General features: G+C 35.4%; 26 protein-coding genes and 1 pseudogene. 7 read left to right on the top strand and 20 right to left on the bottom strand.

The window, feature by feature from the left end; translation table 11 throughout:
* Window positions 1-190: 190 nt before the first annotated feature.
* The 3 genes from ACFQU5_RS02700 to ACFQU5_RS02690 form a co-directional block, all read right to left on the bottom strand.
* Window positions 191-970 (bottom strand): YqhG family protein, encoded by a 780-nt coding sequence (locus ACFQU5_RS02700; RefSeq protein WP_390284443.1) that lies wholly within the window; start codon window positions 968-970, stop codon window positions 191-193.
* A gap of 61 nt (window positions 971-1031) precedes the next feature.
* On the bottom strand, window positions 1032-2558 hold the full coding sequence (locus ACFQU5_RS02695) for a DEAD/DEAH box helicase (protein ID WP_390284708.1): 1527 nt from the start codon (window positions 2556-2558) through the stop codon (window positions 1032-1034).
* 243 nt (window positions 2559-2801) lie between these two features.
* Window positions 2802-3251, bottom strand: coding sequence for an SRPBCC family protein (locus ACFQU5_RS02690; RefSeq protein WP_390284441.1), 450 nt, complete (start codon window positions 3249-3251; stop codon window positions 2802-2804).
* Window positions 3252-3983: 732 nt separating this feature from the next.
* Here ACFQU5_RS02690 and ACFQU5_RS02685 point away from each other — a divergent pair.
* Window positions 3984-4148: a Spo0E family sporulation regulatory protein-aspartic acid phosphatase gene (locus ACFQU5_RS02685; protein WP_390284439.1), complete on the top strand. Its 165-nt coding sequence runs from the start codon at window positions 3984-3986 to the stop codon at window positions 4146-4148.
* A 519-nt stretch (window positions 4149-4667) separates the two neighbouring features.
* Window positions 4668-5057, top strand: a complete 390-nt coding sequence (locus ACFQU5_RS02680; protein ID WP_390284437.1) for an RDD family protein — start codon at window positions 4668-4670, stop codon at window positions 5055-5057.
* A gap of 56 nt (window positions 5058-5113) precedes the next feature.
* Here the strand turns inward: ACFQU5_RS02680 and prpE are convergent, their stop codons facing one another.
* A complete protein-coding gene (gene prpE, locus ACFQU5_RS02675) occupies window positions 5114-5899 on the bottom strand; it encodes a bis(5'-nucleosyl)-tetraphosphatase PrpE (protein WP_390284435.1) in 786 nt (261 codons plus the stop codon).
* A 124-nt stretch (window positions 5900-6023) separates the two neighbouring features.
* Here prpE and ACFQU5_RS02670 point away from each other — a divergent pair, with 124 nt between their 5' ends.
* A complete protein-coding gene (locus tag ACFQU5_RS02670; RefSeq protein WP_390284433.1) occupies window positions 6024-6518 on the top strand; it encodes a GNAT family N-acetyltransferase in 495 nt (164 codons plus the stop codon).
* Between the two features lie 173 nt (window positions 6519-6691).
* Here ACFQU5_RS02670 and ACFQU5_RS02665 read toward each other — a convergent pair whose 3' ends face one another.
* The 12 genes and pseudogenes from ACFQU5_RS02665 to ACFQU5_RS02610 all read right to left on the bottom strand — a co-directional run bounded on the left by ACFQU5_RS02665 (window position 6692) and on the right by ACFQU5_RS02610 (window position 16913).
* Window positions 6692-7147, bottom strand: coding sequence for a helix-turn-helix transcriptional regulator (locus ACFQU5_RS02665; protein ID WP_390284431.1), 456 nt, complete (start codon window positions 7145-7147; stop codon window positions 6692-6694).
* Window positions 7148-7384: 237 nt separating this feature from the next.
* A pseudogene (locus ACFQU5_RS02660) lies at window positions 7385-8050 on the bottom strand (MOSC domain-containing protein).
* A 170-nt stretch (window positions 8051-8220) separates the two neighbouring features.
* Entirely contained in the window at window positions 8221-9381 is a 1161-nt protein-coding gene (locus tag ACFQU5_RS02655; RefSeq protein WP_390284429.1) for a thiolase family protein, read from the bottom strand.
* Between the two features lie 109 nt (window positions 9382-9490).
* Window positions 9491-10261, bottom strand: a complete 771-nt coding sequence (locus tag ACFQU5_RS02650; protein ID WP_390284427.1) for a 3-hydroxyacyl-CoA dehydrogenase — start codon at window positions 10259-10261, stop codon at window positions 9491-9493.
* A gap of 295 nt (window positions 10262-10556) precedes the next feature.
* Window positions 10557-10700 (bottom strand): YfhE family protein, encoded by a 144-nt coding sequence (locus tag ACFQU5_RS02645; protein ID WP_390284425.1) that lies wholly within the window; start codon window positions 10698-10700, stop codon window positions 10557-10559.
* 220 nt (window positions 10701-10920) lie between these two features.
* A complete protein-coding gene (locus tag ACFQU5_RS02640; RefSeq protein ID WP_390284423.1) occupies window positions 10921-11985 on the bottom strand; it encodes a branched-chain amino acid aminotransferase in 1065 nt (354 codons plus the stop codon).
* A 339-nt stretch (window positions 11986-12324) separates the two neighbouring features.
* A complete protein-coding gene (locus ACFQU5_RS02635; RefSeq protein ID WP_390284421.1) occupies window positions 12325-12999 on the bottom strand; it encodes a GNAT family N-acetyltransferase in 675 nt (224 codons plus the stop codon).
* Window positions 13000-13119: 120 nt separating this feature from the next.
* Window positions 13120-13977, bottom strand: coding sequence for an alpha/beta fold hydrolase (locus tag ACFQU5_RS02630; protein WP_390284419.1), 858 nt, complete (start codon window positions 13975-13977; stop codon window positions 13120-13122).
* 44 nt (window positions 13978-14021) lie between these two features.
* On the bottom strand, window positions 14022-14408 hold the full coding sequence (locus ACFQU5_RS02625; RefSeq protein WP_390284417.1) for a retroviral-like aspartic protease family protein: 387 nt from the start codon (window positions 14406-14408) through the stop codon (window positions 14022-14024).
* 227 nt (window positions 14409-14635) lie between these two features.
* The gene (locus ACFQU5_RS02620; protein WP_390284415.1) at window positions 14636-15061 is read right to left on the bottom strand and encodes a hypothetical protein; all 426 of its coding nucleotides are present in this window, start codon (window positions 15059-15061) and stop codon (window positions 14636-14638) included.
* A gap of 119 nt (window positions 15062-15180) precedes the next feature.
* A complete protein-coding gene (locus ACFQU5_RS02615) occupies window positions 15181-16491 on the bottom strand; it encodes a hemolysin family protein (protein ID WP_390284413.1) in 1311 nt (436 codons plus the stop codon).
* A 35-nt stretch (window positions 16492-16526) separates the two neighbouring features.
* Window positions 16527-16913 carry a MerR family transcriptional regulator gene (locus tag ACFQU5_RS02610; protein ID WP_390284706.1) on the bottom strand — a complete coding sequence of 129 codons (387 nt, stop codon included), beginning with the start codon at window positions 16911-16913 and terminating at the stop codon, window positions 16527-16529.
* Between the two features lie 372 nt (window positions 16914-17285).
* Here ACFQU5_RS02610 and hpaB point away from each other — a divergent pair, with 372 nt between their 5' ends.
* A complete protein-coding gene (hpaB, locus tag ACFQU5_RS02605) occupies window positions 17286-18737 on the top strand; it encodes a 4-hydroxyphenylacetate 3-monooxygenase, oxygenase component (RefSeq protein ID WP_390284411.1) in 1452 nt (483 codons plus the stop codon).
* Window positions 18738-18896: 159 nt separating this feature from the next.
* On the opposite strand, the gene ACFQU5_RS02600 is transcribed toward hpaB, so the two are convergent.
* From ACFQU5_RS02600 to ACFQU5_RS02590, 3 genes are all read right to left on the bottom strand, one after another.
* Window positions 18897-19964: a PQQ-dependent sugar dehydrogenase gene (locus ACFQU5_RS02600; RefSeq protein ID WP_390284704.1), complete on the bottom strand. Its 1068-nt coding sequence runs from the start codon at window positions 19962-19964 to the stop codon at window positions 18897-18899.
* Between the two features lie 131 nt (window positions 19965-20095).
* Window positions 20096-20989, bottom strand: coding sequence for an Hsp33 family molecular chaperone HslO (gene hslO / locus ACFQU5_RS02595; protein WP_390284409.1), 894 nt, complete (start codon window positions 20987-20989; stop codon window positions 20096-20098).
* A gap of 44 nt (window positions 20990-21033) precedes the next feature.
* Window positions 21034-21456, bottom strand: coding sequence for a MarR family winged helix-turn-helix transcriptional regulator (locus tag ACFQU5_RS02590; protein WP_390284407.1), 423 nt, complete (start codon window positions 21454-21456; stop codon window positions 21034-21036).
* 307 nt (window positions 21457-21763) lie between these two features.
* Between ACFQU5_RS02590 and ACFQU5_RS02585 the strand changes: the two genes are divergently transcribed.
* A complete protein-coding gene (locus ACFQU5_RS02585; RefSeq protein WP_390284405.1) occupies window positions 21764-22300 on the top strand; it encodes a GNAT family N-acetyltransferase in 537 nt (178 codons plus the stop codon).
* Between the two features lie 40 nt (window positions 22301-22340).
* On the opposite strand, the gene ACFQU5_RS02580 is transcribed toward ACFQU5_RS02585, so the two are convergent.
* On the bottom strand, window positions 22341-22478 hold the full coding sequence (locus tag ACFQU5_RS02580; protein WP_390284403.1) for a hypothetical protein: 138 nt from the start codon (window positions 22476-22478) through the stop codon (window positions 22341-22343).
* A 423-nt stretch (window positions 22479-22901) separates the two neighbouring features.
* Between ACFQU5_RS02580 and ACFQU5_RS02575 the strand changes: the two genes are divergently transcribed.
* Together ACFQU5_RS02575 and proB are read left to right on the top strand one after the other, a co-directional pair.
* Window positions 22902-23039: a hypothetical protein gene (locus ACFQU5_RS02575; protein WP_390284401.1), complete on the top strand. Its 138-nt coding sequence runs from the start codon at window positions 22902-22904 to the stop codon at window positions 23037-23039.
* 433 nt (window positions 23040-23472) lie between these two features.
* The gene (proB, locus tag ACFQU5_RS02570) at window positions 23473-24555 is read left to right on the top strand and encodes a glutamate 5-kinase (RefSeq protein ID WP_390284399.1); all 1083 of its coding nucleotides are present in this window, start codon (window positions 23473-23475) and stop codon (window positions 24553-24555) included.

Raw genomic sequence — 24555 nt, 5'->3', positions numbered from 1 at the left:
CGCATCCTCTGGCACGGCTCGACACGAGCGTCTCTCACTCGTGCTGTTCCCCTTGCAGTCGCCCCTCCTCTCCAACCAATTTATAAAGTATCAATTTCTTAATGCAGGTTTCTACATTCTTAGAAGAAATCCCAGTCTTCAAAGAATTTTACTACTTAAATAAGTGATTTCGTATCCTGTATCGTTCTGATCAGAGTAAGTAAAACAGGCCGCCATTTATGATTTCCACTTTAATACGCGGGTTAAATCTTTCTTTTAAACCTTTTTTTTCAATTTCGTAGCTTTCCGGTTTTTCTTCAACTCCATCATAGAAGAAGTCCAGTACTTCCAATTCTTTTTCCCATCTCATTCTTGCCTCTTCTGCCCATGAATGGTCATCATTTTGAATAATGTTCTGAATCATGGAATCAAGACGTTCTAATGCTCTTGTGGGCTTTATTATATATTGAAGACAAAATTTTTCATCCGGCATATCAGTCTTTAGATTAAGCTCACTGACATATTCATGAAAATTATCTTCAATCTCACCATTAATTAAATTAATTCCTAGAGAATACAGGACTTCCTTTGTTTGATCAGAATAGTAGGAAACTTTATAATTCACACAGAAATATGGGGTTAGCATCCCTTTCCCTTCATTTCCATCGCTATGGTGATACATTTTGACAAAGGAACCTAATTCCTTCGTTGCTTTAAAAATTTGATGCAGCCGCCCTGAACCGAAATGAATAATTTCACCAATAAATTGATTTTGTATTTTCGTCCGATCCGTAATTAAATTTAGTCTCGCCGGATTTGCAGGACTATTGGTCGCTTCAATATATTGCCAATAAAATGGCCTATTCATTATTCTTTTATCCATATCAGCAGTTAGTTGTACGGAAAGCATATGTCCCTCGTCAGAAAGGACCTCACAATTTGTTTCTTTAAAGAATATTTTTAAATAGTCATGAACTTGTTCTGCATACATCTTGATGCTTCCTCCTTTTGTTCATTAAACTATCAAGTGTTTGTTATTTATTCGCTTTTTGCTATTTAGCCTTTCGCGTCAGGATATCATCTAAATCTCCAACTACTTTTTCAAAGACATCAATTTTACTACCTAATAAGTCCAATATCTTTTGTTCTATCGTATTTTCAATTGCTAAATTGTATATATGCACGTCTTCTTCTTGTCCCAGACGATGCACACGTCCGATTCTTTGTTCAAGCTTCATTGGATTCCATGGTAAATCATAGTTGATAACGTGATGACAAAATTGGAGGTTGATCCCCTCACCGCCGGATTCTGTGGCAATCAGGACCTGATCTCGTTGACGGAATAATTGTTTTACCCAGTCTCGTTTGCTTTTACTATACTTACCATTAAAAAGAACACTCGTAATTCCCTTTGTATATAAGTACCACTGTAAATAAGCTTGAGTAGCACGGTACTCTGTGAAAATAATAACCTTATCATTTGCTTTTTCGATAATTTCTATTACTTTCTCTGCCTTTGAATTGATTTCAAGCTTTATTAATTTCGCCAGTATTGCTTCGATAAAGTCACTTTCTTCTTTTGTCGCACATTTTTGAATCATTTTATTAAGGGTTAGGTATGTTGCTTCTTTACTACTGCACATTTCCTTAAGCAAAGTTACCATTGTAAAGGAACTAGAAAAGATTGATGAAACCGTTTTCAAATCGCTGATCATGTCATAGACTTCTCTTTCTTCCGGGGTGTACTGAATTGGTATGGTTTCTACTTTTCGGCTTGTCCATTCAATTCCGGTATCCTGTCTTCGATTTCTGACCATCACTTGATTGACTAATTCTTTTAGATATTTTTCTCCATCCATCGAATTTTTAGTAGTTGAAAAGGATGCTTGGAATGACTCATAGTTCCCGAGATGTCCCGGCTTTAATAAAGAAACAAGATAAAAGATTTCAAAGACATCATTTTGTATCGGAGTAGCTGTTAATAGTAAACAAAATTTCTTCTTCAAGCTTTGAACAAACTCATAGATTTGAGTCTTATGATTTTTTAGTTTATGTGCCTCATCAATAATAATCATGTCATAATCTTGTTCGTATATTTTTTCTCGATGCGGACTTTTTTTCGCCGTATCCATACTCATAACAACTACATCATAATGCTCAATAGGCGTATTTTTTCTATAGGCAATCGCCGGAATAAAAAAACGCATATTCAATTCTGTTACCCATTGATTTTGTAAGGAAGCTGGTACTAAAATAAGTACCTTTTTAACAATTCCACGAATCATATATTCTTTCATGATGAGTCCTGCTTCAATGGTTTTCCCTAATCCTACTTCATCAGCAAGAATCGCTTTACCATTCATTTTTTCAATAACAGTTTGAGCTGCTTCAACTTGATGCGGCAACAGCTGTATATTGGTTAAAAATTTGAGAGCTTGTAATCCTGAGAATTCAGGAATTAAATTCATCTTTTCAATTTCATAGCTTTTGTTGTAAAGTGTCCAACTATCCCATGGACCATCTTGCTCAAAACGTTCGATAAAGTCCTCTCGCCAGTTTGAAGACCTTTCAATAATCATAACGACACCTCGCTTGTTATACATTTTAGCTTGTCCAAAAATTGAAAACATATGAATTTTCGAAAATAAAAAAGGATAGAGGTATTTTGAGTAGTATTGTATGTTAGCAAAAAAATACACATTCTCTTAATGAAGTTTCATTTGATAAGTGCATTCAATGAAGCTTCAATGCTGTGTCCTGGGATTTTGCTATTTGGAGGAAATCATGAGGAAGAGGACAGTTTAAAACTGTCCACTGGGTTATTATTTTTGAGATTCGGCTACTTTTTTTACTCGCTCCACGAATTGAATAACGACTTTATTAGAACCTAGCATTACTAGTGGTTTCAAGAACCATTTTAGTGGCTTATTGGTCGTTGTATATTTAAAATAAGTTGTGTCAAAATCGATTTCTTTCAACTCATATTCCGCTGTAATTTCAAACATATTAGCCAAAATAAAACCAACTTTTAACATCTTGTAATCGCTTCCATTAACATAAGCAAGGGTTTCCACTTCATATTCCTGTACTCGGCTTCCTTCGCGGTACTTTTGAAGGTAAATGCTGCCGATCTTTTCTGGTGTAAGTTTGATTGGTTCATTAGCCACTACTTGAGGCATTATTTTTTGCATCTCTTCTAAATTTCCATCTAATAAATTCCATACTTGTTCAATTGGTGCTTTAATTTCAATATCCTTCGTCCAAGATTTCATTTATTACCTCCAATTTATAGTTGTCAACTACTTAAACATCACATTTTACTATTAATTTTAACATAATCTTATGATAAGAAAATTAATTTTGAGTAATTGATTCTACTTTAAAACTACCTAAGTATATAAAAAAAGAAAAATATTGTAAATTCTGAACCTATCTATTAAAATATTTTAGTACACTCTTTGTATACTATTTTATACATTCTATATAATCACTGTTTATTTATTTACCGAACAATATCAATTTCTATCAACAATATGAAAACACTATAGTAAATGCTATATATTTGTGCACAAAATATATATTAACATAATAAATGCGATGAAAAATTTTAAATTTTCCAACTATTTAAGTCGCTTTAATTTTTCATTTTTCAACCCATTTTTTTCTAAATAATTCGTCATTTTTCGAGTTTTTGTCGACTATCCTAATCTGCTTTTTGACAAAATAATTTGACTTTCTACTCAAGATGAAATCAAGTCTTGAATATTCTTTCAACTCTTTTCTATCACGGTTTTACTTGATTTACGCAACATAATAAATATAAAAACTCGATTGTTTCTGACAGTGATTATAGAATATTAGTACAACTTGTGACAAATTTGTGAATTTCCAATTAACAACCACGAACCGACATAATTTTTATGAGAACTAATATACAATTACTTAAGTAAAAACAAATTATATTAAGCAATTAATATAATACTAAATCATGGGGGATTACTAGAATGAGAAGTAGATTTTACAGACAAATTTTAAAACTATTAATTGAAATGAAGAGAAAAGATATGTATAAAAAAGCAAACGATTTAGGTTTTACACATCCAGAAACTGTTACATGCAGTCAAGAATTAGATGTATTACTGAATATATACAGTCACAAAGCAGCATAAGGGTCAAGGAGGAGTTTTTATTAAGACAATACAATATTTATCCGATTATGAACCCAGTTAGACATGAGTTAATCTGTCTAACTTGGGTTTATTTTTTTGAATTCTTATACTTTTTTAAATCAACTCACTTGGAGAATAAAAAAGAGTTTATTATGATTGAAAACAACCCCATATATCACATCTTTTTTAAAATGGTCTGGGCTTACTATATTAATGTCTATATCTATCGCTATCCCTCTAACACCTACAAGGTATCTAAGTTAATAATGAAACAAAAGCTATTTGTTTATGTAGCGCCTTTTCGCTTTGCAATGCTTTTTCAAGCTTAATCTATGGCTCCCTCTCAAATCGCTTGGGTATGATCATTTTTCTTCGAAGAAATACCTAATGTTTATAAGACATTTATAAGGACTTTTAAATTCAAATTTCTTTTCCATATCTTTTGGGTAATTGAAACTTTTAACGAATAGATTTCGTATAAATGAAAAGGGTGCAATCAGACGTAAAGGAGTGACATTATTGAAAGCCATTACAAAAAAACGAAGAAATGCTTTTTTAATTGATTTAGCTATATCTGGTGTCGTGAATGTCGGGGTCGAATACTTATTAAGAAAGAAAATAAAAAATGAAGCTTTTCACGCTCTTGTGACGCCTACTGCAGTATTATGGACACTGGAGTATGTACAATTACGTAATAGCGGACAAACTCTGGGATACAAAGCTGCAGGACTGGTAGTTGAAAATGCAAATGGCGCGGAAGTAACACCTACCCAAATTGTTAAACGTATGGCTTACCGTGATTTCATTGGTACTGTCGATTATGTATTTAAAAGAAAATCCTTCGAAAGTCAGAATGGCGAAATACTACCCCACGATCGAATTGCCGGTACCGTCGTGAAAGAAGCATAGTAATTGATTAAAGGGTCACCTTCTTTGCCTGAGGTGACCCTTTTTACATTCACATATTATTTCCCAATCGGATTGTCTGCTCCGATTTTACCCGAATAGTTTTTTAATGCATCCACGAAAACAAATTCTCTTTCCGGGTATCGATAACATGTTAACTTTCCGCCAAACACTGCCCCTTGATCAATATTGATCGTGTTATTTATCATCATGGGTTCAGCTTTTGGATCATGTCCCCACACAATGAGCATTTCTCCTTGATGATTTTTAAACCAATCTTTTCTAATGGGCTTTCCCTTTTCATCCATCCCAGCCACATCTCCATATCGACAAAAATCTTTAATCCTTGAATTTTCTCTTCCTATAAATTCGTCTTTTATCCCGGCATGAGTACAGACGACTTTGTCTTTCCCCTCATCCGTAATGATATAGTGAGATGGGGCTTCCATTAATAATGTTTTCAGCCTAGCTTTTAAAACACTTGCTTTTTTTCCACCATGTTTCTTCTCGTATTGTTTAAATTCTTCTTCGACATTTTCATCACCATGTCTCAGTTGAACTTTCCGTCCATCTAACCAGCGTGCAATCTTCCATCCGTGATTACTATCAATCATAAAGGCTAAACCAGCTTCCACGTGGTTTAGGAAAAACAACATAGATTCAATAGATTGGGGTCCCCTACTCATTACGTCACCTAATGATAGGATTTTTCTTCCCTCTGGATGAATATATAGGCCTTTTTCGTTCTTTTGATAACCTAATTTTTCTAGTAATGTTATGAACTCTTCATAACAAGCATGGATATCTCCTATAATATCCAAACCATAGCCTAATTCAATACGCATCAAAACCCTCTCCCTTTTATAGCATACTAATTAGTATGACTAAAATAGCACGTTATTTTTCACGAAATTTCAATAACTCGCTACTAACTGAATATGGTAAACTGGCAGAATAGGGGGTGTTTTTGTGATAATTCGAACAATTCAATTAAGTGATACATCAAAATATCTGGAATTAAATAAAAAAATAGATGAGTCTGGCTATATGCTATATGAACCTGGTGAAAAGCAAATTTCTTATGAACAACAAAAAAAGATTATAGAGAATATCCTATCGAATAACAAATCCACAATGTTGGTAGCTGAGGTAGATCATCAACTTGCAGGCTTTATCGCTGCCATTGGAAGTAATTTAAAACGAACACAACATCGAGCATCTATTGTACTTGGTGTTCATGAAGAGTTTCGAGGAAGAGGCATTGCTACCGAACTATTTAAGAATTTATTTACTTGGGCCAAAAAAATGGGTATTACACGTTTGGAACTAACAGTAATCAAAGAAAACGATAACGCTTTTAATTTATATCGAAAAGTTGGTTTTGTATTAGAAGGGGAAAAGGTACACTCTTTGATGATTAACGGAGAACCTAGGAACGAATACTATTTATATAAATTATTATAAATGATGCGTTTTAATTAACATTTAGTTTCCTTCACGCTCGATATACGAACCATTTCTACTAATTTTTGTGAGGTTTTATTTTTTAGTAATTTAGTATCCACTTCAAACTTTTAAAGAAGTTTTGTAGATTAGGCAGCAAAACTTCTTTATCACAATTACATTGCATGAATACTCTAGATTGTTTTTTCTATATCTTTCCACATTTCATGTGCTACTTCTTCATCAAAAGTACTGTATAATCGATAGTTTTCTTCATCTAAAATACGAAAATGTTTGCTTATTAGATTTCTTTGAAGCTTGAAACCCTTATGCTCAATGATATTCTTCCACATTACATGACCACCCAATGTTTTTTCTTGCGGTCTAATAGTCACATCTTGCACCGTGAGTTCTATTACCTCGATTGGGTCTCCTCCAAAATGTTTATGTAAAAGTGTACTTTCACGGAATATCGCACAAATGGCAATCGTTGTTGTCCAATCTGCCAATGCTCTTCCTTTTTCTATTTGAATAATGTGTTTCTTTGAGACTCCAACTATTTCAGCCATCTTATCCTGAGTATAGTGACTCTCCTTTCTTATTACTCTTAAATTTTCAGAAACAATATGGATAATAAAATCACGATCCATTGTATCACCTCAAAATTTTTAACTATTAATTCTATTTTGGTAAATTTTTATGTAAATCCTCTCAAAGTATAGACTATAAAAACGTCAAAAAGGTTACAGTTTTTCTGAATTTTTTAAATCCATTTATGAAATCAGGACTTTTTTACCAAGCGTCAAAAAATACTTATAGACAAAGTCGTTTATCAACTTTGTCTACACACTGACTCAATATACGTTATCGGACTAAGAGTTTATTTTTTATGATGTGATTAATTTTGATAATCTTTTCTTCATATACCCCTTCCACTCTTCTGCAAGAGCCTCAACAGAGAGTAGAGTTTGCATCGATTCTATATCTTTTGGTCGGTGGAAATACACTTCATTGCTCCAAAGAATAGATATCTCTTTTGGATTTTTTTCAATCAAGGTAATTTGTGAATCCTTTTGGACTTTTCCTTCTTGAAGCACTCGTCAAAAATAGCCGGTCAGTCCTGTCTCTACCATACGTTTCATCAAAGTTGGAAGACCTGTCCGTTTATTGATTGTACTGCAAGGAACACGACCTTGTGTTATTTGGACTACCGCATCACCTAGTTGATAAATATCTCCTATACATACATCTGACTCCAGCATGTTTGTCACAGTGATATTTTCTCCAAAAGCTGAATCCGGCAATCCAATCCCGAATTCTTCTTCCCATAAAATATAATGTTCAAATGGATAGACGCACACAGCCCGATCTGGACCACCATGATGCTTCAAATCCGAAACGCCATCACCCACAAACCCCTCCTTTGTCAGGAAAGCTTCGTAAATTGATTCCTTGCAAATTGCTGTCTCTAACTGACGTTCATTTTCATATGTCATTTTTTTTGGTAAACCGATAGAAAAATTTTTAAGTAAGATTTCTTCATGCTTAATCATTATTATAAAACTCACCTTCATATTTCTTATTTAATATTTAAATTATAAATTATCGTTTAAAGGAATGGTAGTTATTGGAACAGGAAAGTGATAGACTAAGCAATCTCCCATAAAAACGCCTTACTGCAAAAAAATTGTTTGAAATGCCCAAAAAAGACATCTCAAACAATTTAACTTCCCTGGGATATTCGCTCAATAATGGTTGCATTTGCCATACCCATTCCCTCACAAATCGCTAATAATCCATAGCGGGTATTGGTACGATCTAATCTATTTAATAGTGTAACCAAAAGTTTTGTTCCCGTTGCACCTAATGGATGTCCGAGTGCAATTGCCCCTCCATCGGGGTTTAATCTTTCAGGATCGGCTTCTATATCCTTTAACCAAGCAAGGGGTACTTGTGCAAATGCCTCGTTCACTTCATATGTGTCAATATCCGCTATAGATAATCCCGCCTTTGCAAGAACTTTTCTTGTTGCCTCAATTGGTCCTGTTAACATGAGAGTTGGATCTGATCCCACAACGCTGCGTGCTAGTATACGTGCTTTAAGTTTTAATCCTAATTCTTCCGCCTTTTCACGTGCCATCAGAAGCACAGCTGATGCTCCGTCACTTATTTGGCTAGCATTGCCCGCAGTAATCACACCATTTTCATCAAAGACAGTTTTTAGCCTACCTAGAATTTCAACTGTCGAACCTTCACGTGGTCCTTCATCCACTGAAAAGACCCTTTTTGATCCATCTTCATTCTCTACTTCAACCGGAACGATTTCACTTTCGAACCGACCATCCTGGATGGCTGCTAATGCTTTGAGATGGCTATTTGCCGAATATTGGTCAAGTTGCTGCCTCGTAAATCCATATTTTTTCACCATTAACTCCGAGGACAGACCTTGGTTTATAATTAAATAGTGATCCGTTAGCTTTGCGCTGGGCTTTACATCCAAGCTATTCGAAAACATTGGTACTCTTGTCATACACTCAACTCCGCCGGCAATCACTATATCCATATCCCCTGATGCTATGGCCTGAGCGGCAAAATGAACTGCTTGCTGACTAGAGCCGCATTGTCGATCAATTGTTACACCTGGCACATGAATCGGAAACCCGGCAATTAATAAAGAAGTTCTTGCAATATTTGCCCCCTGCTCCCCGATTTGGGTGACACAACCCAAAATCACATCCTCTACATCACTTTTATTAACACCAACTCGATTCACAACCTCATCTAGCACGACGGCAGCTAGTTCATCAGCACGGTATCCTGCTAGTGCCCCCTTACGTCGACCAACTGCCGTTCGAACGCCTTCAACAATTACTACTTCTCTCATTCCCTAACACCGCCCCTTTCAAATCGATATGGTCTTAAAACATGAATTCTTGTTGCATTCTTTCTTTATCTCTAAGTTTCTTTAACTTAAATAATAATTCATTGATCTGTCATCTTGGAGCCAAACGGATTCCACCATCCAGACGTATCACTTCACCATTTATATAGTTATTCTCTATTAAAAATTGTACTAATGCGGCATATTCCTTTGGCTTCCCGAGTCGCTTGGGGAACTCTACCATATTACTTAATTTTTCTACGATCTTTTCTGATAATCCAGCTGCCATAGGTGTGTGGAATAGTCCTGGTGCGATGGTATTAATGCGTATTCCGAATTGGGATAAATCACGAGCAATTGGTAATGTCATTCCAGCAACCCCTGCTTTACTTGCTCCATATGCAGCTTGACCCATCTGTCCGTCAAAAGCAGCAACGGAAGCCGTGTTCACAATAATGCCTCTTTCTCCATCCTCGGTAAGCGGCTCATTGTTAATCATTTGTTCGGCAGCTAATCTGATGACATTGAATGTACCGATTAAGTTAATATCGATTACTTTCTTAAAGTGATCTAATGAGTGTACACCCTTCTTGCCAATCGTTTTACCAGGAGGTGCAATTCCAGCACAGTTTACACAGATATGAAGCTCACCAAACTGTTGAATGGTTTGTTGAATTCCAACTTTTACCGAATCCTCATCCACTACATTTACACATGAGTAGGATACACCTTCTCCTAATACCTCCGAGACTTCCCTTGCTTTATCTCCATTCACGTCAAAGAGTACGACCTTGACACCTTTTTGATGAAGATTTATAACCGTTGCAAGACCTAGCCCTGATGCTCCCCCTGTTACAATGGCTACTTTATTTAGTAAATTCATTTATCCCACTCCCCCTATTCACTTTTATAGCATTCGATACCGATCAGCTATTTAAATCGACTAAAAATTTCTTATAAAAAATTATGAATCTCTTAGTTTATCCTCGACTTTTTCTCAAAAATGCTACTAGCTCTTTATTACTTATATATGGCGTTCCAATAATCTTTATTCCGTCAACTCTCAGACTCTCTGTTCCGAAGTTTTCTTTGAAAACAAAAAAGCAGTATGTATAAGCTTGTTTCCGCAAAAAATAAACTCCAAAGTAGTTAACTACCTTGGAGTAATCCGTTAGATATTATTTTTTATGTTGACTTTGATTATTCTTTTTTGTTGCGTTGTCTGCACGTTTAAATTCATCGTGGTACAGAACTTCTTGAGTTGCCGTCAATTGGTTGTCTTGAACCGTTAACTGCTCATGTGGCTGCTTATGCTCCTTCATGTGTAAACACTCCTCTCGTGATTTAGTCATTGTTTAGTTTGACCCTTGTTTTAATTGATATTCCTATTGTTAAAAACAAGATAGCAAAAAAACAAATTTAACAACAATTTTTTAAAAGGTGCCACTCGACAAGAGTTTTAGTTCCACATAAGGAAGCTTATTAATTACTACTTCTAAAAAATCGCGTAACAGCAAAAAAGAGCTGCCCGCGATTTTGAATTTATAATTTAATCGTCCACCCAAAAGTATCTTCGATGGTTCCGTATTGGATACCTGTTAATGTATCGTATAGCATTTGTGAAACTTCTCCGATTTCACCATTATTAATAATCATTTTATCATCTAAATATTTTAATTCTCCAACTGGTGAAATTACTGCAGCCGTACCAGTTCCAAATACTTCTTCTAGAGTTCCACTATGGTACGCTTCTACTACTTCATCAATCGAAATTTTACGTTCTTCCACTGGAATACCTCTAAATTTTAAAACTTGCAACATGGAATCACGCGTTATTCCTGGTAAAATACTGCCATTTAAAGCTGGTGTTACAACAGTACCGTTAATTTTAAAGAAGATGTTCATACTGCCGACTTCTTCAATATTTTTGTTTCCTTTACCATCTAACCATAAAGTTTGGGCATAGCCTTCACGACTTGCGATTTCTTGGCCTTTTAAGGCACTTGCATAGTTTCCACCAGTTTTTGCTTCCCCAGTTCCACCTTTTACGGCACGGACAAACTGCTCTTCTACCATGATTTTTACTGGATTAATGCCTTCTTTATAATATGAACCAGAAGGAGACATAATAATAATAAATTGATATCTTTTTGAAGGATGTACACCTAAATTAGGTTCTGTCGCAATAATAAATGGACGAATATATAGTGAAGTCCCTGGCGCACTTGGAATCCATTCACGATCAACTGATACTAATTGCTTTAATCCTTCTAAAGCTAATTCTTCATCTATTGCTGGAATACAAAGACGTTCATTTGATCTATTTAAGCGTTTGAAGTTTTGGTCTGGACGGAATAATAATGCTTCTTTATCCACAGTAACATAAGCTTTTAAGCCTTCAAAGACGGATTGACCATAGTGGAAAATCATCGCCGAAGGATCTAAAGTAATAGGTTGATATGGGACGATACGAGCATCGTGCCAACCAACACCCTCCGTATAATCAAGGATAAACATATGGTCCGAGAAGTAATGACCGAAGCCTAAGCTTTCCACAGCAGGTTTTTCTTTTGGATTTGTTGTTAATTCATTTTTGATGTCAAACATTGTTTATAGCCTCCGATATTCATAAAAATTCGGAAATTTTAAGTATTAAACTTCCCATAGATTAATATTACACTTTTTTGACTAACATACTAGTCTTAAATATCAATAAATTCTGACAAAATAATTCGAGATTTTCTTCTTTTTAAAAAAAAGCATATTTTCCAAAAAGATACAAAATGTTAAAAGAGCCTATGACAAAACAAAAAAAATCAATTTTCACTGAGAAATTTGATCTTTTTTGCTATGCTATTTTGACCTCCGCCTGCGCACAGTTTTCCCGCGACACGGCACGACCTCTTCTATTCTCTGACTTCCTATAAGTTAATCTCGATTGCTATCCTATAGAGGAAGCAAGTTTAATGTCTCTTGTTTTTCTAAGTTCGCAATCATATCAAGCCATTGCTGAGGTTTATTTGGTAAGACTGAATAGTAATTTTTCAAGAAATCTATTACTAATGATGAAGGAATTTCATTTAAGTTATCATCAGTTGGCATGAAACAGAAATCCAATCCTGATACTGCCTCTCCATCATTTTTCCATGATGGATGAAAATATGGGAAATCAATCCGTTTGTAGCCTAAATGGGATAATACTTCACGACGTACGAAAGGATTCATGGGCATCACGCCTCCAAAGTCGAAATCCTCTTTCATCATGTAAGGATTATAGATTTCTGCAAAGCCACCCTTTAACACTTCGCCTTGTTCTTCTGCTAATCTGATTAAGTCCTTTTGACGTTCTTGGGCTAAAAAACGGCCAATAGAAAGTCCTGGCTTACCTATAATCGTAAAGTCTGTCATTGCGATTGACCATCCTGGATAATAGCGGTATTCTGTAGCACCCACTACTTCTCCTTCATGAACGGCAACAAAAACGCGAATTCCCGGATCCTCTAATGGCTCCTTCCAAAGTTCAAATTCCAATACTTCTTCCGGTGGGAATATTTCTCCTAAAAGTTCATGCAATTTAGCAAATAAAGGGTCATTTATGTTAGTAATACGAATAAATTCCATAGTCAATGCCACTCCTTTAGTAAATTAGTATAGAGAACAAAACAGCAATAATACTTTATTCGACACTTTCTTCTAAAAACCTTTTTGACAACGTCAAAAGAAAGCACAAATTGGATGGACTTAATTTGCTTGTAAGACTGTTTCTTTTGTTGTTCCCAGGACAAATTCATCGAACTTGTCCTGCTCTTCACTAAATGGATTATGATTACTTTGCTCAAAGAGAGTAAATTGTGAATTTCGTATTAGGCTTGCAATTTCTTTACCGTATTTCATCGGGCATTGTGCATCAAACCTCCCTGCATAAATGAAGCATGGTTTAGAAACAGCGTTTAATTGCTCTCTTACGTCATATGTAGGGTATTCAATCTTTCTGAAATAATCCAAACGCGGTCCTACAGTTTTCCCGCTGTTTGGTATCTTTAATGATTCTTGTAACTTTTCTTCACTAACATAAGACATTAAGCTCCATTCATAACCTAGTTTCCGTCGTTCTTCTACTGAAGTACCCGAGTTATTTAAGCTTTCCATTAACTCAATAATACGAGTGAAATTTGGATTTTTGGAACAATAAATACTCCCGGGATCTTTAGCATACTCAAAACTCGCAGCAGCACCTCCAGCAATAATCTTTATTAATGATTCCGGAAACATGACTACATATTTCAAGGCAAGCATTCCCCCGGCAGAATGCCCAGCAAAACTCCACTTTTCTAGTTTCAAAGCTGCTCTAATTGCCTCTAGATCCAGGACGCTTTGGGCCATACTGTACTGTTCCTCACTCGTAGCACTGATGGAATTTCCAGCTCCTCGCAGATTTATTAAGTGCACTTTATAATAGTTAGTAAATGGGGTGGCGAAGGTATTCCCTCGTTGATCATATTCACTATATAAATGCGTAACTGCTAGAGGCTCTCCTTCACCCTTTTCAAAATATTCAAAAGTTCCTCTTTCGGTTTCTATTAATTTCTGAGTCCACATTTTTATCAATCCCTTCCTTGATTTAGTATCAGGGCTGAAATATCTTAACTCTCACTATGAATTAACAGTTTTTCAATATTAATGAGTGCTTTGACACGCTTTAACAAATTCAAACCTATAATACCTTCTAAATAGATTCCGTAATTCATGGATCCTATTTCTATTTGTACTTGTTCTGCTTTCATATGTCCGATTGTAATGGAGTCTAGCATTTTAGAATACACAATTTCAGCCCCACCCACACCACATATACGGTAAATAGGGTCGTGTGCTTCCGGAATAATTCCAATTGTTTCTGCTATATCTGAGGAAATAATTGAGTTGGATGAACCAGTATCGATTAATACGCGTGTTAAATGTAATTTTCTTCCTCTATATTGAATTTCCATATCAGTTAACAACAATCCTTCATCAATCATTAACTTTTTCAACCAATCACCTGCTTATTTAAAATATAACATTCATGTGCAGCTCACGTTTTTCGCCTATTGATAACATTGATTGCCCCAATATATGCTTGTCTTAATCGTGCTAGTACGCCCTCTCTATAGGAATGCAAGATTAAAAACTAAGCGGGATTTATTCTTAGAAATTACCGAACATAAATAAAAGAGGTGCTCCAACATGGAAACACCTCCTATACTAAGAACAATCCTTTTTACAAATAGCTTTCAAAAAGATTTTTCAATTTGTCCGCATTCTCCTCATTCAAAGTACCATACCCTTCATCTTCATTATTACTGATGATGCTTAGGGAGTTATCTGAATTAATCCACATTCGGTATAGATAAAGCTGATCTTGCCTATCCTCATTAATGGTATAAAAAAGTGTAGCGACGAAATCTTCCGATCCTGTTATTTCTGGTTTTGATTTTGGTTCCCATCGTATTTCTTCCAGCAAGCTTTTAATAGAGTCAAGTGTTACTAGGTCGACAATCATGTCTTCTTCTTCCATAGCCTCATCATTTACAACAAGAATATCTACTCTTGTCAAATATTTATCATCATTATCATCATCAATTGAACAAGCAACTAGTATGAGTCCGGCAAAACAAAGAAACAAAATCGAATATAGATTCCGCAAAATATTCCCCCTCTAGCTATTATCCAAGGACTAAACGCTATCCAAAGATTCTTTACAAAAGTTGCTGGAAATATAAAACCTCTTAAGTCTAAAAAAGACATAAGAGGTTGAATAATGGTTTAAACAGTTAAGTTAGAATTTTGTTTTATATCAATATAGCGTAACTGAAGTCCGTCAATTTCGTGTATCGAGAACGTATAGCCTCCATGTTCGATCACTTGTTCTTGATTCAATTCCACATCTTGCGAGTAGTACCAACCACCTAGTGTATCGACATCCGGGTTATCAATCTCAATCTTTAAAAATCGAGATATTTCTCCTAATAATATTTTTGAGTAGACAATAAAATGACCATCTTTTACTTTGCGAATTTCAGGAACTTCGTCATCGTCAAACTCATCTCGAATTTCTCCTACTAATTCCTCCAAAATATCTTCAACGGTTACAAGACCAGAAGTGCCGCCATATTCATCCAAGAGGATGGCAATATGCGTGCGTTCTTTTTGCATTCTCGTTAGTAGATCTTGAATAGGTGTAATTTCCGTTGTGTAAATCAGGGGATTAATAAATCTTTCTAAAGTAAAATTTTCTACAGTAATACGATTACTTAAACCCTGAGTCAAGAAGTCTTTAATATTAATAAACCCAATAATATTGTCACGGTCATCTTCGTATACAGGATATCTTGTATAACGCTCTTCTTGAATCGTCGTTAATACTTCGTCATAGGTTGCATTTTTGTCAAATCCGATAATATCGGTTCTGGGTACCATAACTTCACGAGCAATTCGATCATCAAATTCAAATACTTTATTAACATATTTTAGTTCATTTTGATTGATTTCACCGTTTTTATAGCTTTCCGTCATTAATAAACGGAGTTCTTCTTCTGTATGTGAAAGTTCATGTTCCGAAGCAGGTTTCATTCCGAAAATCCCAACTAATAAACGGGCTGCTCCATTTAAGAACCAAATAAAAGGGTAAAGAATTTTATAGAAAATCATAATTGGTTTTGCGAATAAAAGTGTAATTGTTTCTGCTTTTTGGATGGCGGCAGTTTTTGGTGCAAGTTCCCCAACTACAACATGCAAAAATGTTGCAATTATAAAGGCTGCAGCAATTGTGAAATAATGGATATATTGCTCACCAATTCCGAACATTCCAAAGAAAGGCTCCAAGATAAACTCAAACGTTGATTCACCAACCATACCAATACCCAGCGCCGTTACAGTAATCCCCAATTGACAGGCAGATAGGTATTCATCCAGGTGGGTAGTTACATGTTTAGCAGCTAAAGCTCCTTTCCTTTCTTCAGCTACTAATTGGTCGATCCTTGACTGCCTTACCTTTACAATGGCAAACTCAGTAGCCACAAAAAATGCAGTTAAAGCAATTAAAATTGCAAATATCGTTAAATTTAATGCGGTCAATCATCGTCTTACTTAAAAAAGTAAGACTTCACCTCCTAGGTTATAAGTAATAATAAAGATTGCATTAAAGCAACACTTTCAGAAGAGACTTTATTTTTTATCGAATCCTTTTTCGATTGTTCCTGTTGTTGCATTATTTCAACAAGGTTTGAAATTTCTGTTTGTAGTGTTTTCATATGAAGACATATATTTTGTAAATCCATTTCTTCATTTTGCACATTTTCTGTTTCTAATGATATTTTTATTTCATTTAGGCACATGCCCTGTGCTTTCATTTCTTCGATGACACGAATACGTTCGATTGTTTCTGAAGTATAGAAACGATAATTTGAAGTAGAACGTTCAGCTTTTAACAACCCCAGATTTGTATAATAATCGATTGTGCGTTTAGTGATCCCAGTTATTACTGCTAATTCGCCAATTTTCAGTTTCTCGATCCCAATTTACTTCCCTCCAAACCGTCACGTTATACTTTTATTATACTTGTAATCTACCAAAATTTCTACATAGCAATCTCAATTTATTTTTTATGAAATTACTTTGAATTTTTTTGTAAAAATCCAACATACTTCATGACATTGAACTTTTTCTTATTATATTCAAAAAAATTTTCAACAGACCTTATTAGTTGCTGAACCCTCAGTAAGACTGAAAATATTTGTTAAAATTTTTATAATCCTCTCTAGAAAAAGTACGAATTTGATCTTATTCAAATAAAATAAAACGATATCGAACTTGTTAACAGCTTTTGAATATATCTAAATCTTAGAAATTAATTTTAGGGAGTGTAAAACATGGGGGCTATTAATGGGCAAGAATTTATTAATAGGATTAATCAATTGAACCCTGAAATTTGGGTTGATGGAAAACGAATTACCGGTTTGCTTTCGGAACATGAACAGTTTAAAGGGATACTGCAATCAAAAGCTTCACTTTATGATTTACAACATAATCCCAAATTAAAAGATGAAATGACCTTTCAATCTCCACTATCAGGAAATGCTGTTGGTCTTTCATTTCTTGCACCGAAATCAAAAGAAGACTTACTAAAAAGAAGGAAAATGATTGAACATTGGGCAGCTTACACAAATGGTATTATGGGTCGAAGTCCAGATTATCTTAACACCGTGTTAATGAGCTTTGCTACTTCTGCTGAATACTTAAAAGGAAAAAAGAATAGCTTTCCTGAAAATTTGATTAGATTATATGAAACTGCAAGAGAAAAAGACTTATCTTTTACACATACATTTATTACCCCACAGGTGAATCGTTCTAATGTTTATGTTGAAAATAGCAATTTGCCAATTGCAGCGAAAGTAATTGAAGTAAATGAGCAAGGGATTGTTATTAAAGGGGCTCGTCTCCTCGCTACTCAAGGTGGTTTGACTGATGAAGTATTAGTTTTTAGTGTTGTGAATTCCCTTTTCACTGAAGAAGATGAAGCCTTTGCGTTCTCAATTCCTTCGAACACAAAAGGGTTAAAATTTATTTGTAGAGATTCATTTATTGGCGGAGAGTCTGAATATGATCATCCTTTAAGTTCCAGGTATGAGGAAATGGACTCCATCGTTGTTTTTGATAATGTTTTAGTATCTTGGGATAGAGTATTCTTTTATAACAATGGAGATGTCGCAGAAGAATTTTTAGAGAGGTGCTCCTTCCATGCCTTCGCAAAACACCAGGCTTTAACCCGGCAAATCGCGAAAAGCGAATTTATCCTAGGTCTTGCTCAAATACTTATAGATACTATTAAGATTAGAGAATACCATCATATTCAAGAAAAAATGTCAGAAATAATTGTGGGTGTTGAGACATTAAAAGCTTTGCTGGAGAAATCAGAAAACCACGCTTCCCTAGATGAATGGGGATACATGAGACCAGATATTCTTCCACTAAAGGTAGCAGGAAATCTATTCCCTAAAATCTATCCGCGATTTATTGAAATTATTCAACTGATTGGTGCAAGTGGAATGATTACTTTACCTACAGAAAATGCATTTCACTCTACTATTCGTGAGGATTTAGATCAATATCTTCAGGCAGCAACTAAACCTGCATTTGATAGAGTAAAGGTCTTTCGGTTAGCATGGGATTTATCTATGAGTGCTTTTGGAACTAGACAAACACAGTATGAAAGATATTTTTTTGGTGATCCAATTCGTTTATCTAGCGCTCTTTATAACAGCTACCCCATTGACCCATTTGTTGATAGGGTCAATCAATTTTTAAATATAAATAATGATTAAATTCAAATATAAAGCAACTTACTATGATATTCATCGTAATTGTCGACAAACGCCCTCAAGACAGTCTAGTGTATATTTAGAGAATGTATTAAGATTGTGTAGACAAAGTCGACTAATCGACATTGTCTACACTCTGAGTTATTCTACTTATGCATCAATTTATCTGGAAAGCCGAATTCGGTATAATTTATCATCATTTTCAGCCGGGGTTCCTCGTCCATCTGTATTATTGCTAATTAAATATAGAAATGGGCCATCCACAAACACATCGCGAATTCGACCAAGACCTTTAACAAATTCATGCTCATTTTTCTTTTGTAAATCAAATTCTAAAACTGCTTGCCCTCTCAAGGCGGCAACATATAATTTATCGTCAATATAACTTAATCCAGAAGGCGCCCAAGTCGATTCAGGCCCTGAAGTAAAGAGTGGTGTCACCATTCCTTCTTTTTGTTCGTTACCTTCTATTATTGGCCATCCATAGTTTTGACCGGGTTCGATCACATTGATTTCATCATTCGCATCATTTCCATGTTCACTTGCATACATAGTACCATCAGATGACCAAGTAATTCCTTGAGGGTTGCGATGTCCGTAGCTGTAAATATATGAATTAGGAAAAGGGTTGTCAGCTGGTATGGAGCCATCCAGATTCATTCTTAAAATTTTGCCGCCTAAAGAGTTCAAGTCTTGCGGAGTTGTTGTATCCCCTGCATCACCAGCTGTTGCATAAAGCTTTTCGTCCGGACCAATTTCAATACGACCACCGTGATGTCGAGTTCCACTAGGAATTTTATCTAAAAGAAGTGATTCTTCCTTCCAAGTGTTTCCTTCATGATGTAGTGTTACAATGCGGTTAAATTGACCAGATTCATCAACATAAGTGTAGTAAGCATAAGCTCTTTGGGATTGCTCGAAATCAGGTGAAAGGACAAACCCCAATAATCCGGCTTCTGAAGCGGTGGCCAACTCTTTTTCAAGCTCAACGGTCTGCTTTTCGGCTTCTCCATTCTGAATCTTGGCAATACCACCTGTTCTTTCTGATAAATAAAATAAATCCCCTGCTTTTTCGATTGACCACGGAATATTTAGACGATCTGCAATCACTTCTAGCTCTTCATTCTCTACCTTTGTTACTTCGATCATTTCACTCTTCAGTTGTTCAGAAGAATTGGAAGTGTTAAAGAATGAGCAGCCAGTTAGAAGAAATATCGTACAGCTTACCATTAACAGTATAATTCTCAAAATTACTTCTCCCTCCCACAATCTCACTTATTCTGCATTATTTACATAATAATGGATTTTAATAATCAATAAAAAGCCTATTTTATCTTTTAAAGATTAAAATAGGCTCAAAATTAATTTAATTGGGTTTTAATTTCATTTACTAAGCTTTGTAATTCTGCTTCTGAAAAATCATAAGTTTCTAGACAGAAGTGACATTGTGTTTCGATACTTCCTTGTTCTTCAATCATTTCTTCTAATTCTTGCACACCTAATCCAATCAGAGCACTGCTATAACGCTCTTTTGAGCATGTACATTGGAATTGTACAGGCATTGTATTTAAAAACTGTACATCTCCTTGTTCACCCAGGACTACTGTTAATATTTCTTCAGGTGTCATTCCTTTTTCAATCATCTTTGAAACAGGTTCAATTGTTGCTAAATGCTTTTCTAATGCAGCAATAGTATCCTCTTCACAACCTGGCATAAGCTGAATAATGAACCCTCCAGCTGCTAGTATTGTATTATCAGGATTTACTAGAACTCCTAATCCTACTGATGAAGGCACCTGTTCACTTGTAGCAAAGTAGTAAGTAAAGTCTTCCGCAATTTCACCAGATACAATGGGAACTTGACTCGAGAACATATCCTTCATTCCTAGATCTTTGACAACAGATAAGAAGCCTTCCGTTCCCACTCCGGCACGTACGTCCAATTTTCCTTGTGCATTTAAATCAAAGTGAACTTGACCATTTGTGACAAAACCACGGACATTCCCTTTTGCATCCGCGTCAAGCACCATTGCGCCAATCGGACCATTACCTTCTACTTTAACAGTAATTTTGTCTTCACCTTTCAGCATCGCACCCATCATCACACTTGCTGTCATAGAGCGACCTAGTGCAGCTGAAACTACTGGCCATGTATTATGTCTTTTTTGTGCCTCTCCAACTGTTTCTGTAGTACGTGCTGCAAATGCACGAACTTGTCCATTAAATCCTACTGCTCTTACTAAATAATCTTTCATATTCAAAAACTCCTATCTTAAAGGGTATACCTTTGATTGTAATTTTACTTTATATTTTCTTGGATACGCTTCAGCATACCCATTAAACTCCGTAATTCTACATTACTAAATAGTTGAAACATTTGGTTAGCAAAACTTGATTTATCCTTTTGACAACTCATGATCTGTTTGTAGCCTTCATCTGTTAAATGGACAATCGTTTCACGGTTATCAGTCGGATTTCGCCTTCTGGATACTAATCCATCCGCCTCTAATTGTTTGAGGTGACGTGTAATAGCGGCATGATCAATATTAATGATTTTTTGTAACCGAGATTGAGAAATTTCATCATATTGCACTAGTTGATACAAAAGCTCAAAGCGAGATAAGCTAAAGTTAGTATTTTTCTCAAACTTGGGACCTAGCTGATTGCTAAGTGTCTTAAATAAAAACAACAGCTCTTCCTGCTCTGAAGCTGTAAACTTCATTCGTATCCCTCCTAGTTAAACTTACATACTCGATTTTTGCTACTATATATTGTTTGAGGCATCAATCATTGACCCCTCAATAATATAGTTTGTTTTCATTTTAAAAGCAAATAAAATGATTTTATCAATCTAGTAACCTATTGGAAGAATGTAGTAAAAAATAGTAATCCTAAGTTATAATTGAATTACTATTATAAAAGGTGTGATGCAAATGACCACAAATGAAAAAGTGATTGAAAAGTAAGAAGCAAACACTCTTTTTAATCCACAAATGCAAGCCTAACTACTACCTGAAAAGAGGTTAATCATGTATTCAGATAAAAATTTAACAATCCGTCCAATTAAAGAAAGTGATTTATCAAGGCTATGGGAGCTTATTTACAGTGAAGAACAGCCTGAATGGAAAAAATGGGACGCACCATACTACCCTCATCAAGCGATGACTTATGAGGAATTTTTGCCTGAGGGAAAAACACTAGTTAATAGTAATCATTTTTGGGCAATTGAAGTAGACGGTAAAGTTCGAGGAACCATTTCTTATTATTGGGAGCATGAGCCATCCAAGTGGCTTGAAATGGGCATTGTTTTCCATGAAGCATCTTCTTGGGGTAAGGGTCTTGGTACTAGGGCCATGAAATTATGGATCGATCATCTATTTTCAACAATGCCACTTGTACGAGTAGGCTACACAACATGGTCAGGAAATGAACGGATGATTCGTGTTGGCGAAAACCTCGGTATGACACTAGAGGCCCGCATTCGTAAAGTTCGTTTTTATAACGATACGTATTACGACTCGATTCGAATGGGGCTTCTACGAGAAGAATGGGAACGTCTGAACTAAATAGTTTTTTTAAAAAGAGTTGGTCTTGTCTTACCGACTCTTAACTTTTCACTAAATTTGATTTCGCAAAGTTAATAACCCCATGTACCACTACAATCCCCTCTATAAAGATTTTTTTATTATCCTCTTCAATAATTTCTGCTCCAGGAATTAAGGTTGCTTTAACAATGAGTTTCATTAAATAGTACCTAATTTCTTCTGGATAAATTACAAAATTTTATGAAACCGTACTCAATATGAACAATATGTGAAATGTTTCACTAGCTATTTTCTTTTCCTAATTTTAGGTGTACAATGAATTCAAGTTGATATATAACAACAACCGAAAAACTCAAACGCAACACGCTTTGTTATATAACAAATGATACTATTTAATGGAGGAGATTCTATCATGTGGGTGATCACTGTATTTGAGAATAATAGGTATCGTATGTTTGAGTTTGAAGACAAAATGGAAGCAAGTCTAGCCCTCAAGGGTTTCAAAAGCTCCGCCATCTTATCCTTTACAAATTAACCTTTAGTTCTTTAATTATGTATTATTAACAAAATTGCAACGGTTTTTGAAGATAAATTTAATCAAAAAATTAGGAGGCGGCCAGCCATGTGGGTAGTAACAATTTTTGAGGAAAAAACTTATCGAATTTTTGAATTTGACACAAAAGAAGAAGCGATGACGGTATTACAAAAAATCGAATCACCAGCAATTCTTTCTTATACAAAGTTAACTTTAGTAGCTTAACAACATCTGAGACATCACTATTGTAGATGTCTCTTTTTTCTGCACTTTTAAATATTCAGAACTTTCGTGTAAATCTATTGACAATTTCGTAAATTTATTGCATATTAGATTCAATATAAATCAGCTTATCGAAGACTAGTACGTAAAACCCTATTGGCAAGAGAGCGATGTTCACCGGCTGAAAGACATCGTACAAAAAGGATTACAGAACCTACTTCGCTAGCCTCTAGCAAAACTAGACGCAGACTCAAGCGTTATGAGCACAAGTGGGAATTGCTTTTTGCATTCCAATCTAGGTGGTACCACGGAAAAGTAGCCTTTTTCGCCCTAATTTATAGGGTGAAAAGGGCTTTTTATTTTTTAAATTAGTGTAACCCCTACTAAAAATCAGTCATTTTCCAAAACGATGTTAAAAGATATAGGAGGAACTTACGTGGAAAACAAACGTATTGTTGTCAAAATTGGTAGTAGCTCCCTTACCAACACTAAAGGCGAAATTGATCATGACAAACTTTGTGATCATATTTCATCACTTGCAGCATTAAATCAGCATGGCCACGATGTTTTGCTTGTTTCATCAGGAGCGGTAGCTGCAGGCTTTCGCAAATTAGGTTATCCATCACGTCCTGTCACATTAAAAGGAAAACAAGCAGCAGCAGCGGTTGGTCAAAGCTTACTCATCCAATATTATTCAGAGCTTTTTAACAGTCATCAAATTACCACAGCCCAGATACTCCTTACACGCACTGATTTCTCGAAAAAGGATCGGTATAGAAATGCCTATGCGACTTTTACTGAACTTCTAGAGCGAGATATTATCCCCATTATCAATGAAAATGATACGGTTTCGGTTTCAGAATTAACATTTGGAGATAATGACATGCTTTCAGCTTTAGTCAGTGGACTTATTCACGCAGACCACCTCATCATTTTAACGGATATTAATGGGCTTTATGATCATAATCCCAAAAATCCAAATGCCAAACAAATACGGTATTTATCTACTATTACAGATGATGCCTTGGAAATCGCATCCGGTTCAAGTTCTAAAATTGGCACAGGTGGGATGCAGTCAAAATTATTAGCTGCCCGAACTGCTCTGCAAGCTGGCGTTAAAGTCTTCATTGGTAATGGAGAAGGAGAAAACAAATTACTGGACATACTGAACGGTCTGGGTGATGGGACTTACATTGGAAATGATCAGAACTCCTCCCTTCCTACTCCTAAACAATGGATTTCATTTACTGAAGTTTCAGGAAAACTTTATATCGACAAAGGAGCTGCTGAAGCAATTTTACTTAAAGGAAAAAGCTTGCTTCCAGCAGGGATATATAAATTAGAAGGTGTCTTTTTCAAAGGGGATGTTGTGGAGGTTTATAGCGAAACAAAATTGCTGGGACGAGGTGAGGTTTTATATTCCAGTAATGAACTTGCCCTTGCACTAGGAAAGCGAACAAATGAAATTGTCACCACTTCAATCGAAGTGATTCATCGTGATAAATGGGTTAAAGCATAG

Source organism: Ureibacillus sp. GCM10028918 (assembly GCF_042666115.1).
GTDB lineage: Bacteria > Bacillota > Bacilli > Bacillales_A > Planococcaceae > Ureibacillus.
The sequence above is the reverse complement of the archived record's forward strand: the minus strand, read 5'-3'. Positions and strand labels throughout refer to the sequence as shown.

Coding starts and splice junctions, on each gene's coding strand:
- ACFQU5_RS02700 (WP_390284443.1), bottom strand. CDS start 970: ATGTATGCAGAACAAGTTCATGACTATTTAAAAATATTCTTTAAAGAA.
- ACFQU5_RS02695 (WP_390284708.1), bottom strand. CDS start 2,558: ATGATTATTGAAAGGTCTTCAAACTGGCGAGAGGACTTTATCGAACGT.
- ACFQU5_RS02690 (WP_390284441.1), bottom strand. CDS start 3,251: ATGAAATCTTGGACGAAGGATATTGAAATTAAAGCACCAATTGAACAA.
- ACFQU5_RS02685 (WP_390284439.1), top strand. CDS start 3,984: ATGAGAAGTAGATTTTACAGACAAATTTTAAAACTATTAATTGAAATG.
- prpE (WP_390284435.1), bottom strand. CDS start 5,899: ATGCGTATTGAATTAGGCTATGGTTTGGATATTATAGGAGATATCCAT.
- ACFQU5_RS02665 (WP_390284431.1), bottom strand. CDS start 7,147: ATGGATCGTGATTTTATTATCCATATTGTTTCTGAAAATTTAAGAGTA.
- ACFQU5_RS02655 (WP_390284429.1), bottom strand. CDS start 9,381: ATGAGAGAAGTAGTAATTGTTGAAGGCGTTCGAACGGCAGTTGGTCGA.
- ACFQU5_RS02650 (WP_390284427.1), bottom strand. CDS start 10,261: ATGAATTTACTAAATAAAGTAGCCATTGTAACAGGGGGAGCATCAGGG.
- ACFQU5_RS02645 (WP_390284425.1), bottom strand. CDS start 10,700: ATGAAGGAGCATAAGCAGCCACATGAGCAGTTAACGGTTCAAGACAAC.
- ACFQU5_RS02640 (WP_390284423.1), bottom strand. CDS start 11,985: ATGTTTGACATCAAAAATGAATTAACAACAAATCCAAAAGAAAAACCT.
- ACFQU5_RS02635 (WP_390284421.1), bottom strand. CDS start 12,999: ATGGAATTTATTCGTATTACTAACATAAATGACCCTTTATTTGCTAAA.
- ACFQU5_RS02630 (WP_390284419.1), bottom strand. CDS start 13,977: ATGTGGACTCAGAAATTAATAGAAACCGAAAGAGGAACTTTTGAATAT.
- hpaB (WP_390284411.1), top strand. CDS start 17,286: ATGGGGGCTATTAATGGGCAAGAATTTATTAATAGGATTAATCAATTG.
- ACFQU5_RS02600 (WP_390284704.1), bottom strand. CDS start 19,964: ATGGTAAGCTGTACGATATTTCTTCTAACTGGCTGCTCATTCTTTAAC.
- hslO (WP_390284409.1), bottom strand. CDS start 20,989: ATGAAAGATTATTTAGTAAGAGCAGTAGGATTTAATGGACAAGTTCGT.
- ACFQU5_RS02590 (WP_390284407.1), bottom strand. CDS start 21,456: ATGAAGTTTACAGCTTCAGAGCAGGAAGAGCTGTTGTTTTTATTTAAG.
- ACFQU5_RS02585 (WP_390284405.1), top strand. CDS start 21,764: ATGTATTCAGATAAAAATTTAACAATCCGTCCAATTAAAGAAAGTGAT.
- ACFQU5_RS02580 (WP_390284403.1), bottom strand. CDS start 22,478: ATGAAACTCATTGTTAAAGCAACCTTAATTCCTGGAGCAGAAATTATT.
- ACFQU5_RS02575 (WP_390284401.1), top strand. CDS start 22,902: ATGTGGGTAGTAACAATTTTTGAGGAAAAAACTTATCGAATTTTTGAA.